At 40.3% G+C, this 20,953-nt stretch carries 28 protein-coding genes and 1 tRNA gene; 28 read left to right on the top strand and 1 reads right to left on the bottom strand.

Annotated features, from left to right (window positions below; all coding sequences use genetic code 11):
- From GWJ01_RS11875 to GWJ01_RS11940, 14 genes are all read left to right on the top strand, one after another.
- The coding region (locus tag GWJ01_RS11875; RefSeq protein ID WP_036904905.1) for a hypothetical protein at window positions 1–393 on the top strand (393 nt) is incomplete at its 5' end.
- Window positions 393–563, top strand: coding sequence for a Lar family restriction alleviation protein (locus GWJ01_RS19065; protein ID WP_023582529.1), 171 nt, complete (start codon window positions 393–395; stop codon window positions 561–563). The genes GWJ01_RS11875 and GWJ01_RS19065, both read left to right, overlap by 1 nt.
- Window positions 564–625: 62 nt before the next feature.
- Window positions 626–1,009, top strand: a complete 384-nt coding sequence (locus GWJ01_RS11885) for a RusA family crossover junction endodeoxyribonuclease (protein WP_036904907.1) — start codon at window positions 626–628, stop codon at window positions 1,007–1,009.
- 18 nt (window positions 1,010–1,027) lie between these two features.
- Window positions 1,028–1,831, top strand: coding sequence for a KilA-N domain-containing protein (locus tag GWJ01_RS11890; protein ID WP_036904909.1), 804 nt, complete (start codon window positions 1,028–1,030; stop codon window positions 1,829–1,831).
- A complete protein-coding gene (locus GWJ01_RS11895) occupies window positions 1,828–2,853 on the top strand; it encodes a DUF968 domain-containing protein (protein ID WP_161711120.1) in 1,026 nt (341 codons plus the stop codon). The genes GWJ01_RS11890 and GWJ01_RS11895 overlap by 4 nt, the downstream gene beginning before the upstream one ends.
- 28 nt (window positions 2,854–2,881) lie before the next feature.
- A complete protein-coding gene (locus GWJ01_RS11900; protein WP_161711142.1) occupies window positions 2,882–3,265 on the top strand; it encodes an antiterminator Q family protein in 384 nt (127 codons plus the stop codon).
- A 240-nt stretch (window positions 3,266–3,505) separates the two neighbouring features.
- Window positions 3,506–4,672, top strand: a complete 1,167-nt coding sequence (locus tag GWJ01_RS11905; protein WP_161711121.1) for a 5-methyltetrahydropteroyltriglutamate--homocysteine S-methyltransferase — start codon at window positions 3,506–3,508, stop codon at window positions 4,670–4,672.
- A 112-nt stretch (window positions 4,673–4,784) separates the two neighbouring features.
- Window positions 4,785–4,943 carry a hypothetical protein gene (locus GWJ01_RS11910; RefSeq protein WP_156733932.1) on the top strand — a complete coding sequence of 53 codons (159 nt, stop codon included), beginning with the start codon at window positions 4,785–4,787 and terminating at the stop codon, window positions 4,941–4,943.
- A 204-nt stretch (window positions 4,944–5,147) separates the two neighbouring features.
- The gene (locus GWJ01_RS11915) at window positions 5,148–5,396 is read left to right on the top strand and encodes a hypothetical protein (protein ID WP_115350921.1); all 249 of its coding nucleotides are present in this window, start codon (window positions 5,148–5,150) and stop codon (window positions 5,394–5,396) included.
- Between the two features lie 65 nt (window positions 5,397–5,461).
- Window positions 5,462–5,534, top strand: a tRNA-Pro gene (locus tag GWJ01_RS11920).
- A gap of 101 nt (window positions 5,535–5,635) precedes the next feature.
- Complete coding sequence (locus tag GWJ01_RS11925; protein ID WP_161711122.1) at window positions 5,636–5,953, top strand: phage holin, lambda family; 318 nt, start codon at window positions 5,636–5,638, stop codon at window positions 5,951–5,953.
- Window positions 5,946–6,365 (top strand): structural protein, encoded by a 420-nt coding sequence (locus tag GWJ01_RS11930; RefSeq protein WP_161711123.1) that lies wholly within the window; start codon window positions 5,946–5,948, stop codon window positions 6,363–6,365. Before GWJ01_RS11925 ends, GWJ01_RS11930 begins: the two co-directional genes overlap by 8 nt.
- 199 nt (window positions 6,366–6,564) lie before the next feature.
- On the top strand, window positions 6,565–7,143 hold the full coding sequence (locus GWJ01_RS11935) for a phage antirepressor N-terminal domain-containing protein (RefSeq protein WP_075673907.1): 579 nt from the start codon (window positions 6,565–6,567) through the stop codon (window positions 7,141–7,143).
- A 70-nt stretch (window positions 7,144–7,213) separates the two neighbouring features.
- Entirely contained in the window at window positions 7,214–7,588 is a 375-nt protein-coding gene (locus tag GWJ01_RS11940; RefSeq protein WP_161711143.1) for a lysis protein, read from the top strand.
- A gap of 239 nt (window positions 7,589–7,827) precedes the next feature.
- Here GWJ01_RS11940 and GWJ01_RS19070 read toward each other — a convergent pair whose 3' ends face one another.
- A complete protein-coding gene (locus GWJ01_RS19070; RefSeq protein ID WP_036904935.1) occupies window positions 7,828–8,031 on the bottom strand; it encodes a KTSC domain-containing protein in 204 nt (67 codons plus the stop codon).
- 940 nt (window positions 8,032–8,971) lie between these two features.
- Between GWJ01_RS19070 and GWJ01_RS11950 the strand changes: the two genes are divergently transcribed.
- The 14 genes from GWJ01_RS11950 to GWJ01_RS12015 all read left to right on the top strand — a co-directional run bounded on the left by GWJ01_RS11950 (window position 8,972) and on the right by GWJ01_RS12015 (window position 20,951).
- Complete coding sequence (locus tag GWJ01_RS11950) at window positions 8,972–9,319, top strand: HNH endonuclease (protein WP_161711124.1); 348 nt, start codon at window positions 8,972–8,974, stop codon at window positions 9,317–9,319.
- A gap of 162 nt (window positions 9,320–9,481) precedes the next feature.
- Window positions 9,482–9,952, top strand: coding sequence for a phage terminase small subunit P27 family (locus GWJ01_RS11955; protein WP_099660116.1), 471 nt, complete (start codon window positions 9,482–9,484; stop codon window positions 9,950–9,952).
- 3 nt (window positions 9,953–9,955) lie between these two features.
- Window positions 9,956–11,689: a terminase large subunit gene (locus tag GWJ01_RS11960; protein ID WP_161711125.1), complete on the top strand. Its 1,734-nt coding sequence runs from the start codon at window positions 9,956–9,958 to the stop codon at window positions 11,687–11,689.
- A gap of 188 nt (window positions 11,690–11,877) precedes the next feature.
- Window positions 11,878–13,107, top strand: coding sequence for a phage portal protein (locus GWJ01_RS11965; RefSeq protein WP_023582514.1), 1,230 nt, complete (start codon window positions 11,878–11,880; stop codon window positions 13,105–13,107).
- Complete coding sequence (locus GWJ01_RS11970) at window positions 13,085–13,729, top strand: HK97 family phage prohead protease (protein ID WP_185902262.1); 645 nt, start codon at window positions 13,085–13,087, stop codon at window positions 13,727–13,729. Before GWJ01_RS11965 ends, GWJ01_RS11970 begins: the two co-directional genes overlap by 23 nt.
- A gap of 13 nt (window positions 13,730–13,742) precedes the next feature.
- Window positions 13,743–14,951: a phage major capsid protein gene (locus GWJ01_RS11975; protein WP_161711126.1), complete on the top strand. Its 1,209-nt coding sequence runs from the start codon at window positions 13,743–13,745 to the stop codon at window positions 14,949–14,951.
- Window positions 14,952–15,046: 95 nt separating this feature from the next.
- Entirely contained in the window at window positions 15,047–15,355 is a 309-nt protein-coding gene (locus GWJ01_RS11980) for a head-tail connector protein (RefSeq protein WP_088495899.1), read from the top strand.
- Window positions 15,352–15,675 carry a phage head closure protein gene (locus GWJ01_RS11985; protein ID WP_109372937.1) on the top strand — a complete coding sequence of 108 codons (324 nt, stop codon included), beginning with the start codon at window positions 15,352–15,354 and terminating at the stop codon, window positions 15,673–15,675. Before GWJ01_RS11980 ends, GWJ01_RS11985 begins: the two co-directional genes overlap by 4 nt.
- A complete protein-coding gene (locus tag GWJ01_RS11990) occupies window positions 15,672–16,112 on the top strand; it encodes an HK97-gp10 family putative phage morphogenesis protein (protein ID WP_023582509.1) in 441 nt (146 codons plus the stop codon). The genes GWJ01_RS11985 and GWJ01_RS11990 overlap by 4 nt, the downstream gene beginning before the upstream one ends.
- Window positions 16,109–16,444 (top strand): hypothetical protein, encoded by a 336-nt coding sequence (locus GWJ01_RS11995; protein WP_109372938.1) that lies wholly within the window; start codon window positions 16,109–16,111, stop codon window positions 16,442–16,444. Before GWJ01_RS11990 ends, GWJ01_RS11995 begins: the two co-directional genes overlap by 4 nt.
- A gap of 65 nt (window positions 16,445–16,509) precedes the next feature.
- Window positions 16,510–16,977, top strand: a complete 468-nt coding sequence (locus tag GWJ01_RS12000; RefSeq protein ID WP_109372939.1) for a phage tail tube protein — start codon at window positions 16,510–16,512, stop codon at window positions 16,975–16,977.
- Between the two features lie 2 nt (window positions 16,978–16,979).
- Window positions 16,980–17,360: a phage tail assembly chaperone gene (locus tag GWJ01_RS12005; RefSeq protein ID WP_088495895.1), complete on the top strand. Its 381-nt coding sequence runs from the start codon at window positions 16,980–16,982 to the stop codon at window positions 17,358–17,360.
- A gap of 41 nt (window positions 17,361–17,401) precedes the next feature.
- Complete coding sequence (locus GWJ01_RS12010) at window positions 17,402–17,665, top strand: phage tail assembly protein T (protein WP_227335946.1); 264 nt, start codon at window positions 17,402–17,404, stop codon at window positions 17,663–17,665.
- 19 nt (window positions 17,666–17,684) lie between these two features.
- Window positions 17,685–20,951: a phage tail tape measure protein gene (locus tag GWJ01_RS12015; RefSeq protein WP_161711127.1), complete on the top strand. Its 3,267-nt coding sequence runs from the start codon at window positions 17,685–17,687 to the stop codon at window positions 20,949–20,951.
- The last annotated feature ends 2 nt before the right edge of the window (window positions 20,952–20,953 follow it).

Here is a 20,953-nt window from a genome sequence, read left to right on the forward strand (position 1 = left end):
ATGAAAATCACAGAGCAAATCTTAGCGTTGTACAAAGTCGGTGAAGTAGTAGATCGCGACATTATTACTCGTGATTTAGAAACCACTTTAGGTGGTGCCTCTCGTGCACTTGCTCATCTCCATAGTCTCGGTGCATTAACCAGAGTTAGTGAAAATTACCCGCTTTACTATCAAGTGACGAATGAGGCTAAAAAAGTTCATAACGCAATGATAGAGGAACGTAAGTCAGGAGAATCCGTCTACCTCGAAAAGCTAAATGCTCAGAAAGCAAAAAAACGAGGTATTCCAACAATCATATGGGTAAAACACGCCACTTCTAATTTTGCACATATGGGGAAATTACCAACTGAGCCCTACGATTCGTTAGTCAGAGCAGTAAGGAGTAATCACTAATGAACAATAAAAGCTGTCCATTCTGTAACTCTAAAAAACTAGAAGTCATGCAAGTGATGATCAATACATTCACTCGCTGTCAGAAATGTGGAGCAAGAGGTCCTATTGCTAATAACGCGGACGAAGCCCTGAAAGCTTGGGATAAAAGGAGTGTAAACGATGCTAACTAAATACGCGCTGTTTATAGGTTTTTGGTTCGTTCTCATGCTGGCTATTGGGTTGTGGGGGACTTATGCCTGAACTCATGCTCACGTTGCCATTTCCACCTAGTGTTAACTCATATTGGAGAAACATTAAGGGTAGAACGCTGATCAGTGAAAAAGGGCGTAAGTTTCGAATTAACACCATTGCTTCTGTATATGAGCAGTTAAAACGAAAACCCAAAGCTATTAAAGAAAATGTCTCTGTCCTGGTTCGTTTATACCCACCAACAAAACAGCGCAGGGACATTGATAACTTTTTAAAGGCCCCATTTGATGCATTAACACATGCGGGTATTTGGGAAGATGATCAGCAGGTAAAGCATATGGATGTGATGTTAATGGAAGTCGTAAAGGGTGGAAAGTTAGAAATCACTATCCGCTCATTTAATAACGTGATGTACGGTCACGAGTAAAACGTGGAGAGAAATAGCATGAATGGATTAATTGTTATTGATGGTTTTCAGGTTCGTAGAGATGTAGCCGGTCGCTATTGTTTAAATGATTTACATCGAGTATCGGGTGGTGAAAAGCGCCATCAACCATCGAACTGGAGTTCATTGGCTCAAACCAAAGAGTTAATTGATGAAATTTCGACCGCTCCTGAGATCACAGGAGCGCCCATTGTGACAGTCGCTGGTGGATATAACCAAGGGACGTATGTTTGCAAAGAATTAGTGTATGCCTACGCAATGTGGATCAGTGCTTCTTTTCATTTAAAAGTAATCCGCACATTTGATGCCTTAGTGACACAACAGCACCAAGAGAAACTCAGTGATAAGGTCCAAGCTGGCGTGATACTACTGGAATCGATGTCTAAAAGTTTAAATTTTTCGAATTCATCAAAATTAGGCGCTTATCAAAAATTACAGGCCATGGCGGGATTACCTGAATTAGCACCTGTGTATGCGATTGATGCACCAAGTGGATCTATGGATGGCTCCAGTCGTCCAACAGTTGCATTATCAACACTGATCAACAAACACAACCTACCTATTTCAGCACAGCAAGCCTATAAGCGATTAGCCGAACTAGGCATTGTTGAACGTCTATCACGCCCAAGCACGAAAACTGCTAGCAAAACGAAAGAGTTTTGGTCTGTTACGGCTAGAGGTTGTCAGTTTGGGAAGAACATGACCAGTCCTAGTAATCCTCGCGAAACCCAACCGCATTTCTTTGAGAGTAAAACGGATGAGTTGATTCGCATGGTGATGCTGAATAAACAGGTGAGTGCATGAAATTATTATTAACGCCTTATATTCAGCCAGAGCTTGGTGTTGTGCTACTTAAACCTGGTGCTGAATTACTCGAGCAATTTAAAAAGCATCACCGCGTGATTATTAGTGATGTGCCAAAAAGTTTAGATGTGTTGCCCTCAGGCGCATTAACGGGCGATGAACAGCCGATTTTAAACAATAAGCACATCATTCAATTTCTTAATAGTAAAAAAGTGATCCACACCATCGATAAAGTGGCACCGATGGACTCTTGGGTTATTAGTAATATCAAATACTGTCAGATTGATAACGATGAAGATAATTATCATCACCACGAGTTAGTAACGACCTTTAATGAAGCGGGAGTTATTCGCACTTGCTGGCATCACGATAATCATATTCGTCATTCATCAGCCGGTTGGGTTGCTGAATTAGCTCATAAAAATCGTATTAATTGGATGTTAGATACTATCCGTTTTCGTTTGAGATTAGATGGTGGCCACCAGCTGACAATACCTGATTTTTTCTCATTTGCAGTTATGCATAACTTGGTTGATGAATTGCCTGAACCAATATTACGCCAGATTTTAAATTGGTCAGATAAACAAGAGGAACGCAAAGTTCATGGTGGTTTTCCTGAAGCTGACATTATTCCAAGTAACGTGACAGCGCTATCAGCAATGAATGAGCGTTTAGATGCGATAAAGCCAGTTATTAAAATTGTTGTCGATCCAGAGCCACCAGCGTCATTTCTTCTTAAACCTAAAATGCAACGCTGGGAAAATACCAACTGGCTTCAATGGGTGAAAACTCAACCGTGTTGCGTGTGTGGGCAACAGGCTGATGATCCGCACCACATCATAGGTCATGGCATGGGAGGCATGGGTACTAAAGCTCACGACTTATTCACCATTCCATTGTGTCGTATTCATCATGACGAGTTACATCGAGACCCAAAACAATGGGAAGTTACTCACGGCAATCAACTCGAATTGTTATTTCATTTTTTAAACCGTTCATTAGGCATCGGTGCATTTATTTAACGTGTGTACGGCACGAGGAGTATTAAGCATGAGAGATATGCAGGAAGTTTTATCACGTTGGGGAGCGTGGTCGGCAGATAATACAGAGTCGGTCCAATGGTATTCGGTTGCTGCGGGATTTAGTGGATTAATACCAAGTAAAGTTAAAGCACGTCCTCAATGTTGTGAAGACGATGCAATAATTATTTCTAGTTGTATGGCGCAATTGAATAAAAAGAATAGTGATATGCATGACCTATTGCTTGATTACTATTTATTCGGAATGACATTTATGCAACTTGCTAACAAGCACAGTTGTTCTGATGGACATATAGGTAAAAAATTACAAAAAGCAGAAGGAATAATAGAAGGTATGTTAATGATGCTAGATGTTCCATTAGAGATGGATCGATATGTAGAAAAAATCATATAAAAACTTTACGTACGTAAAAATGATGATATTGTGATAAGACTGACATCAAGGTCAACTAGCTTATGAACCTCATTTAAAGTGAGGTTTTGTGTTTTTATTGGTTATTCTCTTTGTCTGCGCTTTTAATTTTTAAAATGAAATAGCTTCATATTAAATATGAAATAGTTTCAATATCCATTTTTTTTATTAATGCTATGTTTGGTAGCAAAATTCTTAATAAGAAAATATAGGATATATTGAATGAGCACTAACATCCCTCCATTTAAAGCTGATGTCGTTGGTAGTTACCTTCGACCTGAATATCTACATAAAGCGCGTAGCGATTATGCTAATGGCACTATTTCTAGCCATGAATTAAAAAAAATAGAAGATAAAGCGATCATTGAGTTAGTAGAAAAGCAGAAAAAAGCCGGATTACATGTTATTACCGATGGTGAGTTTCGTCGTAGCTGGTGGCATTTAGACTTTATGTGGGGATTAAACGGCGTTGAAAAAGCCTTTTTATCTAAAGGATATTCATTCGATGGTATTGAAACTCGTCCAGAGACGGCTCGATTAACAGGAAAAATATCTGGAAATAACCACCCTTTTATTGAACATTTTTCATTTTTGTTGAAATTTGCTGAGGATAATATTGTTCCTCGTTTAACGATCCCTGCACCAGCTCAATTTTTCAAAGAGCTTTATCGACCAGAGAATTTAGATAGCACTAATGCAATTTATCCTTCAAAAGATGAGTTAATTAACGATATTATTGGTGCTTATCAAGAATTCATAAAAGAGTTATATCTTGTAGGGTGTCGCAATTTGCAATTAGATGATTGTACTTGGGGCATGATGGTTGATTCTCGATATCACAATTCAGGTATTGCTGAGAGCGAAAGTGTAAATAGTTGCTCATGCCATTCAGATCATACTGTAATAAGCAATGATATAAACTCATTAGCGGAAACGCTTGTTTATTTGAATAATGAAGCTATTAAAAACGCACCATCAGATTTAGTGTTAACAACACATGTTTGCCGAGGTAATTATCGTTCTACATGGGCGGCTAGTGGTGGCTACGGACCGATTGCTGAGATCCTTTTTGGAAGAGAAAATGTATCAGCATATTATTTAGAGTTTGATACAGATAGAGCTGGTGATTTCTCTCCATTATCTTATGTTTCAGGTAACAAAAAAGTTGTTCTGGGATTAATTTCTTCCAAAATTGGCGAGTTAGAGGATAAACAAAAAGTAATAGAACGAATCTATGAAGCTAGTAAGTTCATACCATTAGATCGATTATGTTTAAGTACTCAATGTGGATTTGCATCAACTGAAGAAGGGAATGCATTAACTGAAGAGCAACAATGGGATAAAATCGCATTAGTAAAAGAGATTGCTCAAGAGGTCTGGAAAGATTAATCTCACAGACTGAAAACGTTATTACTCATAAGACTCTATATATCGTGAGATTATTGATAGTTTCTCAAAACCTCGTCTGGGCGGGGTTTTTTGTTATCTGGAGTTTATATGTATGACGAATTCGACAGATTCTAAATATCCAACTAGGGCTGACTTAGCTAAAGCCAGCCCTTACACTGAGCGCGATAAATTGTCAGAAGAAGAGCGTGAAGAAAGAAGTCAGAAGTTTAATGATTCTCTATTTTTCGGTAATGGGTATCTCAAACTTTAATTCCCCCGAATTCGAGGGTGTTACCTTTATTGATGAGGGTATCATAGTTTAAGTTATTGATATTGTTCCGATGTCGGAATTCCGATATCGCTATTTCAACCTGTAAGTAATTCTTACAAGTTCACATATTCGATTATTCCGAACAGTTTATTCAGAAGATCGCTTAGGCGGTCTTTTTTATTATCTAAAATAAGGAACGAAATTATGTACGCACTTAAATTAATTACTGAACGTGAAGGTCGTAAAGTGGAAGAAGTCCACTGCTTAGGAGAAATGTACCGCCTAGAGTTTTACCCAGAATCAGAAAATAAAGATATCGTGGCGCGGGTTGAACACACAAAGAAAGATGCTATCCCTTCATTTGATATTAAGCGTACAGATCATGCTTACATTACGACAGTAACAGGTGATACTGTTCGGGTTATTTCCAGAGGCAGAAAAGCTTGCCAGTAAGGTCATTTCGGTGGCTTTTTTTATTTCTACCATTTTGTTGATATCACCGAAATGGTTTCGTATATGCTCCTTTAGTTTCAATATGGTAGAACGGCTATCTTCGGATGGACGGCTTGGGTTCGAATCCCGAAAGGAGCCTCACTTATGCCGACCACAGAATCAATCACAACACCTCACGTTCACACAAGAGCTGTGAGTCGGCGTTCTATTAACTAATTCCTCCAAATAAGGGGGTGAGTATGAATCATATGAAAGAAACCCCTGAATTTTGGGCTCAAGTATTCCAAGTTATCGACGCCCATAAGGAACAAGGCATTAGCGCAGCGCTAGCAACTAGCATGGCTATTCTACGTGGTAAATACAACGGAGGTGGCTGGAAGAAAACGTTATTTGATGGTGCTATGTGTGCGTTGTTTGCATGGTTTGTAAAAGACCTCTTGACGCTACTTGGCCTTAATCATGAATTGGCATATCTGGCTAGTGTATTCATTGGGTATGTCGGTGTGGATGGATTAAGTAAACTCATTAAGGGTAAGGCAGGGCTGAAAAATGACTAGACCCGCACGCGGTGAACGCAATAACAACCCAGGCAACATTGACTATAACCCACGTAATAAATGGAAAGGTTTAGTCGGAATTGAAACGGGAGTTCCTAACCCTCGATTCTGTGTCTTTGAGTCGCCTGAGTATGGCATCAGAGCAATTTATAAACTAACTCAAACATATCAACGTAAATATGGTTTGAACTCAGTATCAGCAATTATTAATAAGTATGCACCGCCAGTTGAGAACAACACGAATGGTTATGTTAGCCGTGCATCAAAAGAGATTGGTGTTGGTATTAATGACAAGATAGATACTCAATCAAAGTCAGTTGCTATCTCTTTAGCAAAAGCAATCGTGGGCGTTGAGTTGGGCTATCAACCGTATTCACAAAAAGTCTTTGAAGATGCTTGGTTGTTACTTTAACTCAATAATTAATCCTATCTCATAGCCTCGCATTTGCGGGGCTTTTTTGTATCCACGTTTTACGCACACCGAAAGTGCAAATCACATCGAGCCAATATTTAGGTAATGAGCCTTTGAGGGGATCAGTTAAAGCTGGTGTCGCTTCGATGGGCTGATTTCCTATTTCGGCAAAGGTTCATTACTAAATAAGGTAGACACTATGACTAATACAATTACTGTTCCATTTTATGATAACGAGCTTTATGTTGTTGAGCATAACAATGAGCCGTATGTTCCCATGAAGCCAATAATTGAAGGTATGGGATTAAATTGGGCATCACAGTTTACTAAGTTAAAAAAACGCTTTAGTAAAGGTATTGTGGAAATCGCAATACCTTCTAAGGGTGGTGAGCAATCAATGATTTGCCTACAACTTAGAAAACTTTCAGCTTGGATGCTGACTATTTACCCTAACAAAGTTAAACCTGAAATTAGAGGTAACGTTATTCGATTTCAGGATGAATGCGATGATGTCCTTTATCAATATTGGACAGAAGGGGTGGTTGTTAACCCTCGCAAGTTAAGCGTGATGGAACAACTCAATGAAGCTTGTGCTGATTTTAAAAGAGATGAAGCGATTGCGAGTAAGTTTGGCAAAGGGTTAAACGCTTGGAAGGATGTTAAGCCTCAACATGAAAATAAAATTCAGAGCCTAAAAGAAAAAGCAGGGGAAATGGTACTTGATTTTATTTTGATGGAAACGGGTAAAGGTAAAATAACGAGGGGTAGTTGTGAATAAGTTAAAGCCCTGGTTTCCCATTTTATTATGGGGAGCTTTGTGTGTTGCTCTATTCTTTTCAACCAAAGAAATGATTGAGCTTGGTAAAGAGAATAAAGAGCTAAAGAAAACAAACGACTCTCTTGTGGTTGAAATGGCCGATTACGAAAAGCGCATTAACTCACTTCATGAACTTGATACAACACACACGATGGAACTCACAAATGCAAAAGCTGAAATTGATAGGTTGCGCGTTAGTGCTGGGCGCAACCCTGAACGGGTGTACATCAAAGCCGAATGTCCAAAGAGCGCTACCACTTCCACCTCCGGCGTGGCTAATGCAACCACCGCCCGACCTACTGACACCGCTATCAGAAATTATTGGTTACTCCGAGAGCGAATTGCAGAATCAGAGCAAGTGATATTGGGATTACAGGATTATATTAGGACGGAGTGTGTGAACTAAAAAAAGCCCTACGTAGGGTACGAGGGCTAAAATAAACCAAGTTGAAAAATATCAATCTTTAATTAGTATAGTATACGTAACTAAATATACTCATAGTACAAGAATAAAAATATTACTTTTAATTTTAACTGGAATTCTCTTTGTTAATTAATCCGTAAACTTATTACATTAGTTATCAAATAATATGTTTTTGTTTATGTTGAAATAAAATTTAAGTGTAATAATAATTATTAGATTACTTAACTATAAGGGTATTTATGTTCAATCATAGAATAATAAAATGCTTCTTTGGAGTTTGATGCCATCAATCCTTGATATATGCAAAATGGCACTTCATTATACTGATGTTTTTCCCCACATTTGAAATTAATTGCTAATGTTTTACTGTGGTAATCGTAAGCAACAGAGATGATGTTAGACGATGAAATATAAATTTTATCCATTAGAGTAAGCTCTATTAGGTAAATGTAATAAATGAAAAATAGGTTTTTGACCTTAGCTATTGTTAATCTTAGTAGAAATATTAAATTAGTTTTATGTGATAATGGAAAAGTAATGGAATTTATTATTTGTGTGAAGTTAATCACAATAAAGATATGGAATACTTAGAATAAAAAAAGCCCAGCATTAAGCATGGGCAAACTAACAAGATGTCAATCAAAGTATAGCGATGTTTGTTTAGTATAGATTAAATAAGTGTATATACCAGTTTACTGTTGTTAATTATCTAATTTTAATTAATTGACATAAAACAAGATGACTATACAGGGGTAAACTGGGCAGAGACTGAATTAATAGGGCAATTACTAATAGAGCGCTATTTAGGAAATTATTTAGTAGGTAGTTACCAGATCTCTTCATCAGCGGAGTATGGTTAAAAAAAAGGCCCTAAAGGGCCAAACACAAAAAGGCATGAAAAATAATCAATCAAAGTGTGAGTACAAATACTACATTAGAAAAATATTAAATAAAGTAACAAAGTGTAAGAATAAAAAAATACTTCTCCGTAAATTAAATTTAAGTAAAAAAAAGCCCACATACATGGGCAAAACTAACGAACCACAAAGTAATAGGGGGGAGAGATATTCTTTTAGTATAATCAAAGAAAGGAGAAATACTATTTTAATGTTATTAAATATTTTGTTTTATGTTAATCATTTGAATCTATGTTACTGAACCTGTTAGGTGTTATGTAGCTGGCATTATTGAGTTAATACAAAAATAAAAGTTAAACACCAAATGTGCCTCAAGTTATGAATGAACTAAATAACAGAACGTGGTGCAGTCAGAAGTAAAGTCGGGAAATCCCGCCTTTAAAATCAAAGGGGATTATCCTCCTCTTTAAAATGGCAAATATCTGCCCTTTAAATTATAGGAGATAACATGCCACCTCGCATACCTCGCGCATGTCGTAAACAGGGATGCGCCAAGACAACAACAGAACGTAACGGTTACTGTGAAGAACATCAGAACTTAGGATGGGAAACCCACCAGCGCGGTAAGTCTCGTCATCAACGTGGTTATGGTACCCAATGGGATAAGCTACGAGCACGCATACTCAAGCGTGATAAGTATCTGTGTCAGGAGTGTCTGAGAGCAGGACGAGCCACTGAAGCAAAAACGGTTGACCACATCATTGCTAAAGCACATGGGGGTACCGATGCAGAAGATAACCTACAAAGCCTGTGCTGGCCCTGTCATAGAACTAAGACAGCAAAGGAAGGGAAATAATTCCGTAGCTTAAAGCAACCCTATTATTCATAGGGGAGGGGCGGGTAAAATCCCTACCACTCTCGCCACCTAGGACCGCCCCCTTACCTCTTTTCACATCACCGCAGGTTAGAAAACTTTTTTTGGGGAACCCCAAGCAATTATTGATAGGAGATTTCTATTATGGCTGGACCGCCTAAAACCCCGTCACATCTGCAATTGGTGAGGGGGAACCCATCAAAACGACCGATTAATAAAAAAGAGCCAAAACCGCCAAAAGGGGTACCCCCAACTCCGAAGCATTTCACTAAGCAAGGTAAGTATTGGTTTAAGCGTATTGCTGAAGAACTTGATGCAATGGGTGTCATGAGTCAGATGGATGCTAAGGCATTGGAGTTACTCGTCGAAGCTTACACTGAATATCGACATCATTGTGATGTTCTCGATGAAGAAGGCTATACCTACAAAAACAATACAGAAAGTGGATTGATGATAAAGGCGCATCCATCCGCTGCAATGAAGGCCGATGCATGGAAACGTATTCGTGCCATGTTAAGTGAATTTGGTATGACTCCCGCTTCTCGAGCAAAAGTCACGATGAACACTCCCGCCGAAGAAGATCCTTTTGAGGCATTTTTGAAAAAGCGCAAATGATGAATGGCAATCGTAGCAGATGGAATTCAGTACGCCGAACAGGTGGTTGCTGGAGAAATTGTTGCGTGCGAACTGGTACGTTTAGCGTGCCAACGGTTTTTGAATGATTTAGAGCATGGGCCTGAGCGTGGCATCTATTTCATTGAAGATCGCGCACAGCACATACTTGATTTTTATAGTTTTATTCCTCATGTCAAAGGAGCATTAGCGGGTAAACCCATTGATTTAATGCCTTGGCATGTATTTATCTTAATTAATATTTTTGGCTTTGTTATTCCGTTAATTGATGAACAAACGGGTAAAAAAGTTGTAGATGAAGACGGTGATGTTGTCTTTGTCCGTCGTTTTCGCACAGCTTACAACGAAGTTGCACGTAAAAACGCAAAATCCACATTGTCATCAGGTATTGGGCTTTATATGACCGGTGCTGATGGTGAAGGTGGTGCCGAAGTTTACTCTGCAGCTACGACGCGTGATCAGGCTCGTATCGTATTTGAAGATGCGAAGAATATGCTGAAGAAGTCCAAAGCGACACTAGGTCGTTTATTTGAATTTAATAAACTCGCTATCTATCAAGAAAGAACCGCCTCTAAGTTTGAACCTCTTTCCAGTGATGCCAATAACCTTGATGGTTTAAATATTCACTGCGGTATTGTTGATGAATTGCATGCACACAAAACTCGTGATGTGTGGGATGTATTAGAAACTGCCACCGGTGCGCGTCTGCAGTCTCTTCTTTTTGGGATCACCACGGCGGGTTTTAATAAAGAGGGAATTTGTTACGAACTACGGGATTACGGTATTAAAGTGCTTCGTGGCCAAGTGGATGATGACTCGTTTTTCGCGATTATTTATACCTTAGATAAGGACGATGATCCCTTTAATGAAACCGTATGGCAAAAAGCGAATCCGGGTCTCGGTGTTTGTAAGCGCTGGGATGATTTACGCCGTTTAGCCAAGAAAGCCAAAGAGCAGGTTTCTGCACGGATTAACTTCTTCACCAAACACATGAATATTTGGGTCACGGCTGAATCTTCATGGATGGATATGATGAAGTGGGATAGTGCTCCTGAACTCGCATCACAACAGGAATTACAAACTTATCCGTTATGGGTCGGTGTTGACCTTGCTAATAAAATTGATATTTGTGCGGCAGCTAAAGTATGGAAACAGCCTGATAACGGTCATGTTCATGCTGATTTTAAGTTTTGGTTACCCGAAGACCGACTTGAGCGTTGTTCTAAACAAATGGCGGAGCTTTACCGCAAATGGGCTGATATGGGGTATCTCGAATTAACTGATGGTGAAGTTGTCGATCATGCTCAAATTAAAGAAGAAATCATTGAATGGGTGACTGGCGAGAACTTAAACGAACTGGGTTTTGACCCGTGGAGTGCGACACAATTTAGTTTATCACTGGCTGAAGAAGGGTTACCCCTTGTTGAGGTTGCTCAAACGGTGCGTAACTTTTCCGAGTCCATGAAAGAGATTGAAGCTCTGGTTTATGCGGGTAAGTTTCATCATGGTCAACACCCTGTTATGAACTGGATGATGTCGAACGTCACGGTTAAACCGGATAAAAATGACAATATTTTCCCTAATAAATCAACGCCTGAAGCCAAAATAGACGGCCCTGTTGCACTATTTACGGGTATGAGTCGATTATTGGTGAATGGTGGAGATCAGGAACAAAACCTCTCTGATGTCCTCGCTTCTCGAGGCTTACGCTCTCTCTAAGGAAATTTAATGAAATTTTTAACAATAACAGCCTTATTGGTTGGGATTGCGGGTGCCTTTTTGTTGTCATGGGGCGCTTGGTTAATCTACCTACCGATGGGCTATATTTGCGCGGGTTTATTGTGCCTTTTATGGTCATACCTTGTTTCAAGAGCGCTTGGACAACCTAGAAATAACAAGGAGGAATAATGTTTTTCCCTGGGTTATTTCAGAAATCTCAGAAAGAGATGACCTCATCAGAACTGAGTGAGTTAATTGGATTGTCTTATGACACTTATTCTGGTCGAAGAGTGAGTACACAACTCGCTATGCAACTGACTTCTGTATTTAGTTGTATTCGTGTTCTTGCAGAATCGGTAGGGATGTTGCCATGTTCTTTATATGAACAATTAGAAAGAGGAAATAAACGCGCCACCAAAGAACGGTTACACAAGTTACTGGCGGTTAAGCCCAATAATTACATGACACCACAAGAGCTTTGGGAGCTATTAATTGCCTGTTTGTGTTTAAGGGGGAATTTTTATGCTTATAAGGTGTACGCCCTAGGCGAAGTGGTTGAATTACTACCTCTCGATCCTAGTTGTGTCACGCCAAAATTAAATAGCCAATGGGAGCCTGAGTATCAGGTGACATTTCCAAATGGTAAAAGTGAAACACTGACACAGCAAGAAATCTGGCATGTGCGGATTTTTACTCTTGATGGTTTAGTGGGATTAAGTCCGATCGCCTATGCACGTCAAGCCATTGGTTTAGGATTAGCCACCGAAGAGCATGGTTCGCGTTTATTTGGAAACGGTGCGGTGACAAGTGGTGTATTACAAACGGATCAATATCTAAAAGATGATGCTTACGAAAGACTGAAATCTGACTTCGGTGAACGGCACCAAGGGTTAGCCAATGCACACAAACCGATGATTTTAGAAATGGGGTTGAAGTGGCAACAAATCAGTTTATCGGCTGAAGATGCGCAATTTCTTGAAACACGAAAGTTTCAGTTAGAGGAAATTTGCCGTATTTTTCGTGTTCCTCTCCATATGGTGCAAAACACCGATCGTGCCACATTCAATAACATTGAAAACTTGGGTATTGGTTTTATTAATTACTCACTTGTTCCCTACCTTATTCGTATAGAGCAACGCATTAATGCAGGACTAGTAAAAGCCAGTAAACAAGGCACTTTTTATGCCAAATTTAATACTGGTGCTTTATTACGTGGTGACATGAAATCGCGATTTGAAGCCTACTCAACAGGCATTAACTGGGGGATTTATTCGCCTAATGAATGTCGTGAACTCGAAGAGTTAAATCCTCGTGAGGGTGGTGATATTTATCTCACACCGATGAACATGACCACTAAGCCAGAAACCCAAAAACAAGAGGAGAAAGCGCATGCCGATGACGACCAAACAACGGCTTGATGTGCCATTGAAAATTAAGTCTGTTAGTGACTCTGGTGAGTTTGAAGGCTATGGCTCCGTTTTCGGGGTAAAAGACAGTTATGCCGATATTGTGATGCCGGGGGCTTTTCTTAATTCCCTGAGTCAGTGGAAAGAAAAAGGTACGTTACCTGCTTTACTTTGGCAACACCAAATGGCTGAGCCTATTGGTATTTATACCGAGATGAGAGAAGACAGCACCGGACTCTATGTAAAAGGTCGCCTGTTAATTGATGACGATCCTTTATCTAAACGTGCACATGCTCATATGAAGGCCGGATCACTCTCCGGCCTTTCTATTGGTTACATTCTTAAAGATTATGAATATGACCGCAGTAAAGATGCCTTTCTACTGAAAGAAATCGACCTATGGGAAGTCAGCTTAGTGACGTTTCCTTCCAATGATGAAGCGCGAGTCAGTGATGTGAAATCGGCATTTGCTCGTGGTGAATTACCTACACAAAAAAGTATTGAGCGAGTCCTGCGCGATGTTGGGCTTTCGCGAACACAAGCCAAGGCTTTTATGGCCAAAGGCTACGATGCACTTTCTCTGCGTGATGTTGAGCAAGAAGCATTAGAAACATTGAAATCTATTTTTAAATAATAAAGGAAAAATTATGGCTATTGATCATAAAGACGTCAGTGAAGTTGCGCAGGAATTAAAAGGTCAGTTTGATGAATTTAAAAAGTCGAATGATAAACGTATCGATGCAATTGAAGCTGAAAAAAGTAAGTTATCAGCAACCGTTGATACCTTAAATGAAAAATTATCAGAGCTGGATGAATTAAAAAGCAATTTAGAAGCGGAACTTGCTTCAGTAAAACGTCCAGATGGTAACGTGACGAATAAAGATGTCTCTGAGCATAAAACCGCGTTTGAATTATTTGTGCGTAAAGGTACAGATGATGGCCTTGCGGAATTAGAGCGTAAAGCAATGCAGGTCGGTTCAGATCCTGACGGCGGTTATGCGGTACCTGAAGAACTGGATCGTAATATCATTACGGCATTGCGTGATGAAGTGGTTATGCGCCAAGAGTGTAATGTGATTACGGTTGGCACAGAGAAGTTTAAACGCCTGATTAATCAAGGTGGCACTAATAGTGGATGGGTGGGTGAAGTGGATAAACGCCCTGAAACCAACACATCAAAACTCGCCTCTATTGAGCCTGTATGGGGAGAAATTTACGGCAACCCTGCTGCTACTCAAACTATGCTTGATGATGCCTTTTTTAATGTTGAGCAATTCATCACCAGTGAGTTAGCCACAGAATTTGCGGAGCAGGAAGAAGCGGTATTTACCCACGGTGACGGTATTAAAAAGCCTAAAGGCCTGTTGGCATACGGCAGTGACGATAAAGGCGATAAAGAGCGTGAGTGGGGTAAGTTACAGCATTTGTTATTGAAAAAACCAACAGAAATCACTGCGGATGAAATCATGAAATTGATTTACACCATGCGAAAGGTTTATCGTACAGGTGCTAAATTTATGATGAATAACAATACATTATTCCAAGTTCGTACACTGAAAGATGCTCAAGGTAATTATTTGTGGCAACCCGGTCTGCAATTAGGGCAACCTTCAGCATTATTAGGGTATGGCATTGCAGAAAATGAGCAATTTGCTGATGTCTCTGCTGATGCTGTGCCGATTGCTTTTGGTAACTTCAATCGCTGTTACACCATTCTTGATCGTATTGGTGTTCGTATGTTACGTGACCCATACACCAACAAACCGTTTGTACATTTCTATACGACGAAACGCGTTGGTTCTATGTTGGTTGACAGTAATGCGGTGAAGTTACTGAAAGCGGGAGCCACTAAATAATCTGAGTTTATGTATCTCAGTTTCATATATACCGCTTAATTGCGGTTTTTTTATGCCTGCGATCGAGATAGGTCGCAGGATTTATTGGAGGTTTCATGGCATTTCCAACTATCGATGAATTGAAACGCCAATGTTATATCGATGGTGATCAGGATGATGATTTGCTTCAACAAAATCTATCGTCAGCGATAGCCGAAGTGGAAAGATTAACAAACCGAAAATTGTATGATGATGAAATACCTGAAAATGATCATTATGGCTTACTTCTTTCCGAAGATATAAAAATAAGGCTCATGCAAATGGTCGGTTTTTGGTATGAGAATCGTGAAGGTCAATCACTCCCCGAGTCGCTATGTAATGCATTGCGTGAATATCGTATCAGACCTATGCGAGGGCAATCATGAAAGCAGGAAGATTGCGCCAAACTGTCATATTTCAACAGAACGTACCCATTAAATTACCTTCAGGGCAACTTAAAAAAGAGTGGGTTGATATCGCTTCAGTGCGATGCGAAGTAAAACATCTTTCTGGTCGTGAGCTGATATCAGCTAATGCTGAAATGTCAGAGGTTACTGTTAGAGTGTGGATGCGTTATCGATCCGATATTAACAGTACCTGCAGAATGGTTTGGCGTGAGCAAATTTATGACATTCAGTCAGTCATCCCTGATGGGAAATTGACTCGATTAGAATTGCTATGCAAACAAGGAGTTAAACAATCATGAATTTGGATTTCTCCGATCTACTCGACTTATCAAGAGAGTTAGATGTTTTAAGTCGAGCTGAAAGTCATCAAGCGATGCGAAAAGCAACCAATGCGGCCGCGACGTTATTACGTGATGAAATTAGAACGTCCGCACCACGAAAGACGGGAAAATTAGCACGAAATATAGTGACCCGTAATCACAGAATGCGCAATAAAGGCGAGGTTTCTTCGGGCGTTTATGTTCGAGGGAGTAACGCATCAGGCACAAACAGTGATACATCCATGAAAAGTGATCATCCTAATAATGCCTTTTATTGGCGCTTTCTTGAAGAGGGTACTTCTAAAATGGCGCCAAGGCCTTTTATACGTCCTACTTTTGATCGTGAATCGGATAAGGCAGCCAATTTAGCCATTAGCGAATTAAATAGAGCGATTGATGAGGCGCTAGGAAAATGACAGAGGCGGATATCTACGCAATTTTATCTCCTGTATTACCTGATAAAGTTTTTCCGTATGTCGCTCCACAATCAAGCCCTGCAATAACAGCGCCTTGGTGTGCCTTCTCTTTGTACGATGTCAAAGGCGATGTACTGAAGGGGCAAGCCGAAACGATGACAAATATTCAGGTTGATGTTTATGCCGATACGATTGATGAGGCGAGAACGCTTCGCTTGTTATTTGCTAATGCCTTAACAAAATTAAGCCCTGTTGAAATTTCAGAGAAACAAGACTACGAGCCAGATACAGGATTGTTTAGAGCAACATTTGAGTGCCAAGTTTGGCAATAGCATCGCCTTATTATTCACACTAAAGCCACCTTCGGGTGGTTTTTTTATGCCAATAGGAAATGATCATGTCTAGTAAATATGAAAAAACACAAGGCACTAAAATCAGTGTCTCGAAATTACCCGCAACAGAAGTTAACCCAGCTGATGCGGTATTTTTAGGGATTTCTTGCTCAACAAAAGAGATCAGTTATACCGGTGGGCAGAAATCAGATATTGATGTCACCACGCTCTGCTCTGAGGAGCAAGAAGTTACCAATGGATTATCCGCACCTGCAGAGCTCACCATTAATGGTAATTTCACCGATGATGAAGGGCAAGAAACATTACGTACCGCGTATGAAAATGATGAAGTTCATGCATTTAAAGTGGAGTTCCCTTCGGGTATTGGCTATACATTTTTAGCCGAAGTACGTCAAAACAGTTGGAGTGTTTCTACTTCGGGTGTGGTTTCTGCTTCATTTACCCTACGTTTAAAAGGTAAATCTAAGCCGATTAAAAACGGGACTGTTAATTTAAATAAAGGTAGCGAATAACCATGAAAAAACCGTCATTAAAATCACTGGCTTTAAGTGAAAAGAATGCCTTTCGCACAAAGAAAGTGAATGTTGCTGAATGGGAAAATGCGGTTGTTATGCTTCGTGAGCCGTCATCACCTGCGTGGATGAAATGGCGTGAAATTATTCATCATGATAATGCAGAGGATGAACATTCGTTATCTGACATTGAAATTGCACAACGTAATTTACGTGCCGATGTTGTGATGTTTATTGATGTGTTGCGTGATGAAAACGGGGATGTCGTTTTTGATGAATCAGACATCAACGATGTGATGGCTATTTATGGCCCTGTGCATTCTCGTTTATTAAAACAAGCGCTCGATTTAACTATTTCGGTTGATGATGCAGAAAAAAAGTAGCCCAGCCTGATACTTTCTTTTTAATGACATTGGCGCTCCGCATGGGGCGCACTCTTGATGAACTCACTCGCCAAATGAGCTTGAGTGAACTTCGGATGTGGATGGCTTTTGATCGCATTAATCCCATCGGTGATATTCGCAGTGATATTCAAACAGCACATATCGTTTCTTCTATTTATCACTCTCAAGGCGGTAAATGCACGCTTTCTGATGTGCTTTTACGCTGGGATCCCAAAGCAACTCAAGAAAGTGATGATAGTTCTAATGGGTTAGAGAATTTCTTTCAGTCTATTTCAGAAAATTAATTATTTTTGCGAGGATAAAATGGCAAAACTGCGTGAACTGATTATTAAAATTTCTGCTAATTCTTCCTCGTTTCAATCTGAAATAGCGCGGGCTTCGCGTATGGGAGAAAACTATTATCGGATCATTGAGCAAGGCGGGAGACGTGCCAGTGGTGCATCTCGTGAAATGCAACGCGCTATTCATGATCTAAATGGTGAATTATCGTCCATTAAAAATACTGTATCAGGCGTTGCGGGTGCATTTGCAGGAGCTTTTGCAACACAGCAACTTATCAATTATGCAGACACATGGAGTCAACTCAGCGGTCGATTAAAATTAGCGTCTACCTCGCTGGAAGATTTTAAACAAGCACAGCAAGAGTTAATGACGTTGAGCCAAAGAACGGGCACATCGATTGCAGCGAATACGAATCTATACAGCCGTGTTGCACAATCCATGCGTGATGCGGGTTATGCCTCAAGTGATGTTGTGAAAGTTACCGAAACCATTGCAACTTCATTAAAACTCTCTGGCGCCAGTGCTGAAGAAACCAGCTCTGTTATTACACAGCTAAGCCAAGCATTAGGTTCGGGTGTTCTTCGTGGTGAAGAGTTTAATGCTGTCATAGAGAATGGTGGTCGATTAGCAAAAATGCTGGCTGATGGTATGGGAACGACGATTGGTGGTCTGCGTGAAATGTCGCAAAATGGACTGCTCACGATGGATAAAATTGTTCCTATCCTGACGAATACGCAACAGTTACGAGCCGAGTTTGAGCAATTGCCAGCCACGGTAAGTGGGTCTGCACAGAAGATTGAAAATGCGTTCATGGCATGGATTGGCAATGTTAATGAAACATCAGGCGCTACTCGCACACTATCAACCGCAATGGAGGGGATCGCGAACAATATTGATGGTATAGCCTCTGTTTCTGGCGTGTTAATTGGCCTAGGTCTGGCGCGTTATTTTGGTGGGTTAACAACAAGTGTGGCAAATGCAACCATTGGGGTTGCGCGTGCAACAAAAAATGAAATCGCCTTAGCTCAAGCTCAGTTACAAGGTATTAAAATATCAACGGCTCGAGCAAGGGCAGCAGTCTATCGAGCACAGCAAGCTAGAGCTTCAGCACAAAGTGCTGAGCAACAAGCATTGGCTGAGCGTCGATTAGCTTCAGCGCAAGCAACATTAAATCGAAATATATCAGCAAGGCGTACTGCTCAAGAGAATCTTAATCGAATCACATCGACAGGATCTCGATTAATGAGCGGTGCTATGGGGCTAATAGGTGGGATCCCCGGACTTGTTATGGCAGGTGCTTCTGCTTGGTACATTATGTATCAGAATCAAGAGGAAGCGCGGCGTTCTGCTCGGGAATATGCCGAAACTATTAATCAGGTACAAGAGAATTTAAGAAAGATGTCTCTTCCTGATGTATCTGACAATTACGATAAAACGAACGATTCACTCACTGAACAAAATAGGCTAGTTACAGAGCAAAAAGGTAAAGTTGATGATCTAGAGAAACAAATTAGAGGTTACCAGCAGATACTTGCATCACCTGGTCCTAAGATGGGTGATTTCATGATAAATCATCTAACTAGTGAAGCTGATGTTGTTAATCAATTAGCTGAAGCTGAAAAAGATCTTGCAGCAGAAAAAGAACGCCTCATTCAAATGCAAGAGAAATCGACGGGAATTCAGTCTGCATTAAAAAACATTGAAGAACAACGAGTATTTTTAATTCGACAACAGGCTTCAGAGCAAAACAAAGCTCATCAAGCCTTGTTGTTTATGAATGCTGAGCAAACGAAGTTCAATCAGATCATGAATATTGGTAACAACATGCTCGCTACTCGGCAGGCACTAGTCAATATTCCTATGCGTATTCCTAATGCACCACTAGATGATAAACAGCAGACGCTAATAAATAACTCTGAACGAGAGAAAATTCTATCTTCATTAACGGGTGAAGCTAAAGTTATTAAACAAGCCGAATTTTCTGCCGATGATGTGGGGTTAACCAACACGCCTGAGCATGCCGAAAATCGCCAGAAATATATTAATAACCTAGTGACTGCTTTTCAAAATCGAGAAAAGCTAAATGAATCTCTTCAAACAGGAAAGGCAACACAAAGCGCCTATGAAAAGGCGCAAAAAGAAGCAGAAAGAACCGCAGAACAATATGAGCGGAAGATAGCAGATTTAAGTGTGGCAACAGAGGTTCAGAAGGTTAGAGCTTCACAAGGCGAAAAAGCCGCCTCTCTTTATGCAGCATCACATGAAAATGGGGCTAAATGGACGGATAAGCAAAGAGAAGCAATTGAACGCTCATCTATTGCTCTCGCAGAATGGACGCAAAAAGCAGATGATGCCGTCAAAAAGCATCGTGATATGGAAGACGCTCGCAAAAAACTGCAAGAAGCCACGGTCAAATTTAACGATGAAGCTACGTTAGCGACTCAAACCAATAGCATGAGTTCAAGAGAAAAAAGCTACTTTGAAGAAAGCCAGCAAATAGACCGTATCTACAATGAATCTGCAAAGAAAACAGAAGATATTGAAGCCAGATCTAAAGCATTAGATGCATTGGAAAATAAATATCGAAGTATTGCTCTCGCTGAATCTGACTGGACCGCAGGAATAACACGTGGAATGAAAGATTGGGTTCAAGAAAGCAGTAACTACGCTACTCAAACAGCCTCTGTTGTTCAAAATGCAATGGGAGGAATGGTTGACACGATCAGCGATAAATTAAATGGCAATAAAGCCAGCTGGAAAGATTGGTCTGTTAGCGTGTTGAAATCTATTCAGAATGTACTCATTAATGCGGCAATCGTGAATAGCCTTAATACAATGGCCGGTGCTGGTGGTTGGATGGGCGCTGTTGGTGGATTTTTAGGTGGTGTTGCCCACGCTAAAGGTGGGGTACATAGTTCAGAAAGCCTTGGTTCTTATAGTAATCAAATCGTTAGCTCACCCACGTATTTTGCCTTTGCTAAGGGGGGCGCGCCTAATCTCGGACTCATGGGCGAGGCAGGGAGTGAGGCTATAATGCCATTAACTCGAACTGCAGATGGCAACTTAGGGGTTAGAGTTGTTGGTGGTAATAATCAAGGCGCTCCTTCAGCACCACAGGTTTACATTACCATTGACGGTAACGGTAATTCAGAAACTCAATCAACGAATGGATTCGAGCAGTTTGGTGCGGAGATTGGCCGATTTGTTGATAGCCGTTACCGAGAGTTAATGTCTAAAGATATTAGGCCGGGTGGTTTAATTTGGAATGCAACTCGAGGAGGCCGTTAAAA

Source organism: Proteus sp. G2618, from assembly GCF_009915995.1.
Classification (GTDB): domain Bacteria; phylum Pseudomonadota; class Gammaproteobacteria; order Enterobacterales; family Enterobacteriaceae; genus Proteus; species Proteus terrae.

Bases quoted from the DNA above. Each gene is read 5' to 3' on its own strand.
- GWJ01_RS11905 (WP_161711121.1), top strand. From the start codon at position 3,506: ATGAGCACTAACATCCCTCCATTTAAAGCTGATGTCGTTGGTAGTTAC.
- GWJ01_RS11930 (WP_161711123.1), top strand. From the start codon at position 5,946: ATGACTAGACCCGCACGCGGTGAACGCAATAACAACCCAGGCAACATT.
- GWJ01_RS11900 (WP_161711142.1), top strand. From the start codon at position 2,882: ATGAGAGATATGCAGGAAGTTTTATCACGTTGGGGAGCGTGGTCGGCA.
- GWJ01_RS12000 (WP_109372939.1), top strand. From the start codon at position 16,510: ATGTCTAGTAAATATGAAAAAACACAAGGCACTAAAATCAGTGTCTCG.
- GWJ01_RS11940 (WP_161711143.1), top strand. From the start codon at position 7,214: ATGATTGAGCTTGGTAAAGAGAATAAAGAGCTAAAGAAAACAAACGAC.
- GWJ01_RS11910 (WP_156733932.1), top strand. From the start codon at position 4,785: ATGACGAATTCGACAGATTCTAAATATCCAACTAGGGCTGACTTAGCT.
- GWJ01_RS19070 (WP_036904935.1), bottom strand. From the start codon at position 8,031: ATGGATAAAATTTATATTTCATCGTCTAACATCATCTCTGTTGCTTAC.
- GWJ01_RS12010 (WP_227335946.1), top strand. From the start codon at position 17,402: ATGGGGCGCACTCTTGATGAACTCACTCGCCAAATGAGCTTGAGTGAA.
- GWJ01_RS11965 (WP_023582514.1), top strand. From the start codon at position 11,878: ATGTTTTTCCCTGGGTTATTTCAGAAATCTCAGAAAGAGATGACCTCA.
- GWJ01_RS11960 (WP_161711125.1), top strand. From the start codon at position 9,956: ATGGCAATCGTAGCAGATGGAATTCAGTACGCCGAACAGGTGGTTGCT.
- GWJ01_RS12005 (WP_088495895.1), top strand. From the start codon at position 16,980: ATGAAAAAACCGTCATTAAAATCACTGGCTTTAAGTGAAAAGAATGCC.
- GWJ01_RS12015 (WP_161711127.1), top strand. From the start codon at position 17,685: ATGGCAAAACTGCGTGAACTGATTATTAAAATTTCTGCTAATTCTTCC.
- GWJ01_RS11985 (WP_109372937.1), top strand. From the start codon at position 15,352: ATGAAAGCAGGAAGATTGCGCCAAACTGTCATATTTCAACAGAACGTA.
- GWJ01_RS11950 (WP_161711124.1), top strand. From the start codon at position 8,972: ATGCCACCTCGCATACCTCGCGCATGTCGTAAACAGGGATGCGCCAAG.
- GWJ01_RS11895 (WP_161711120.1), top strand. From the start codon at position 1,828: ATGAAATTATTATTAACGCCTTATATTCAGCCAGAGCTTGGTGTTGTG.
- GWJ01_RS11890 (WP_036904909.1), top strand. From the start codon at position 1,028: ATGAATGGATTAATTGTTATTGATGGTTTTCAGGTTCGTAGAGATGTA.
- GWJ01_RS11995 (WP_109372938.1), top strand. From the start codon at position 16,109: ATGACAGAGGCGGATATCTACGCAATTTTATCTCCTGTATTACCTGAT.
- GWJ01_RS11970 (WP_185902262.1), top strand. From the start codon at position 13,085: ATGACGACCAAACAACGGCTTGATGTGCCATTGAAAATTAAGTCTGTT.
- GWJ01_RS11915 (WP_115350921.1), top strand. From the start codon at position 5,148: ATGTACGCACTTAAATTAATTACTGAACGTGAAGGTCGTAAAGTGGAA.
- GWJ01_RS11955 (WP_099660116.1), top strand. From the start codon at position 9,482: ATGGCTGGACCGCCTAAAACCCCGTCACATCTGCAATTGGTGAGGGGG.
- GWJ01_RS11925 (WP_161711122.1), top strand. From the start codon at position 5,636: ATGAATCATATGAAAGAAACCCCTGAATTTTGGGCTCAAGTATTCCAA.
- GWJ01_RS11990 (WP_023582509.1), top strand. From the start codon at position 15,672: ATGAATTTGGATTTCTCCGATCTACTCGACTTATCAAGAGAGTTAGAT.
- GWJ01_RS11935 (WP_075673907.1), top strand. From the start codon at position 6,565: ATGACTAATACAATTACTGTTCCATTTTATGATAACGAGCTTTATGTT.
- GWJ01_RS11885 (WP_036904907.1), top strand. From the start codon at position 626: ATGCCTGAACTCATGCTCACGTTGCCATTTCCACCTAGTGTTAACTCA.
- GWJ01_RS11980 (WP_088495899.1), top strand. From the start codon at position 15,047: ATGGCATTTCCAACTATCGATGAATTGAAACGCCAATGTTATATCGAT.
- GWJ01_RS11975 (WP_161711126.1), top strand. From the start codon at position 13,743: ATGGCTATTGATCATAAAGACGTCAGTGAAGTTGCGCAGGAATTAAAA.
- GWJ01_RS19065 (WP_023582529.1), top strand. From the start codon at position 393: ATGAACAATAAAAGCTGTCCATTCTGTAACTCTAAAAAACTAGAAGTC.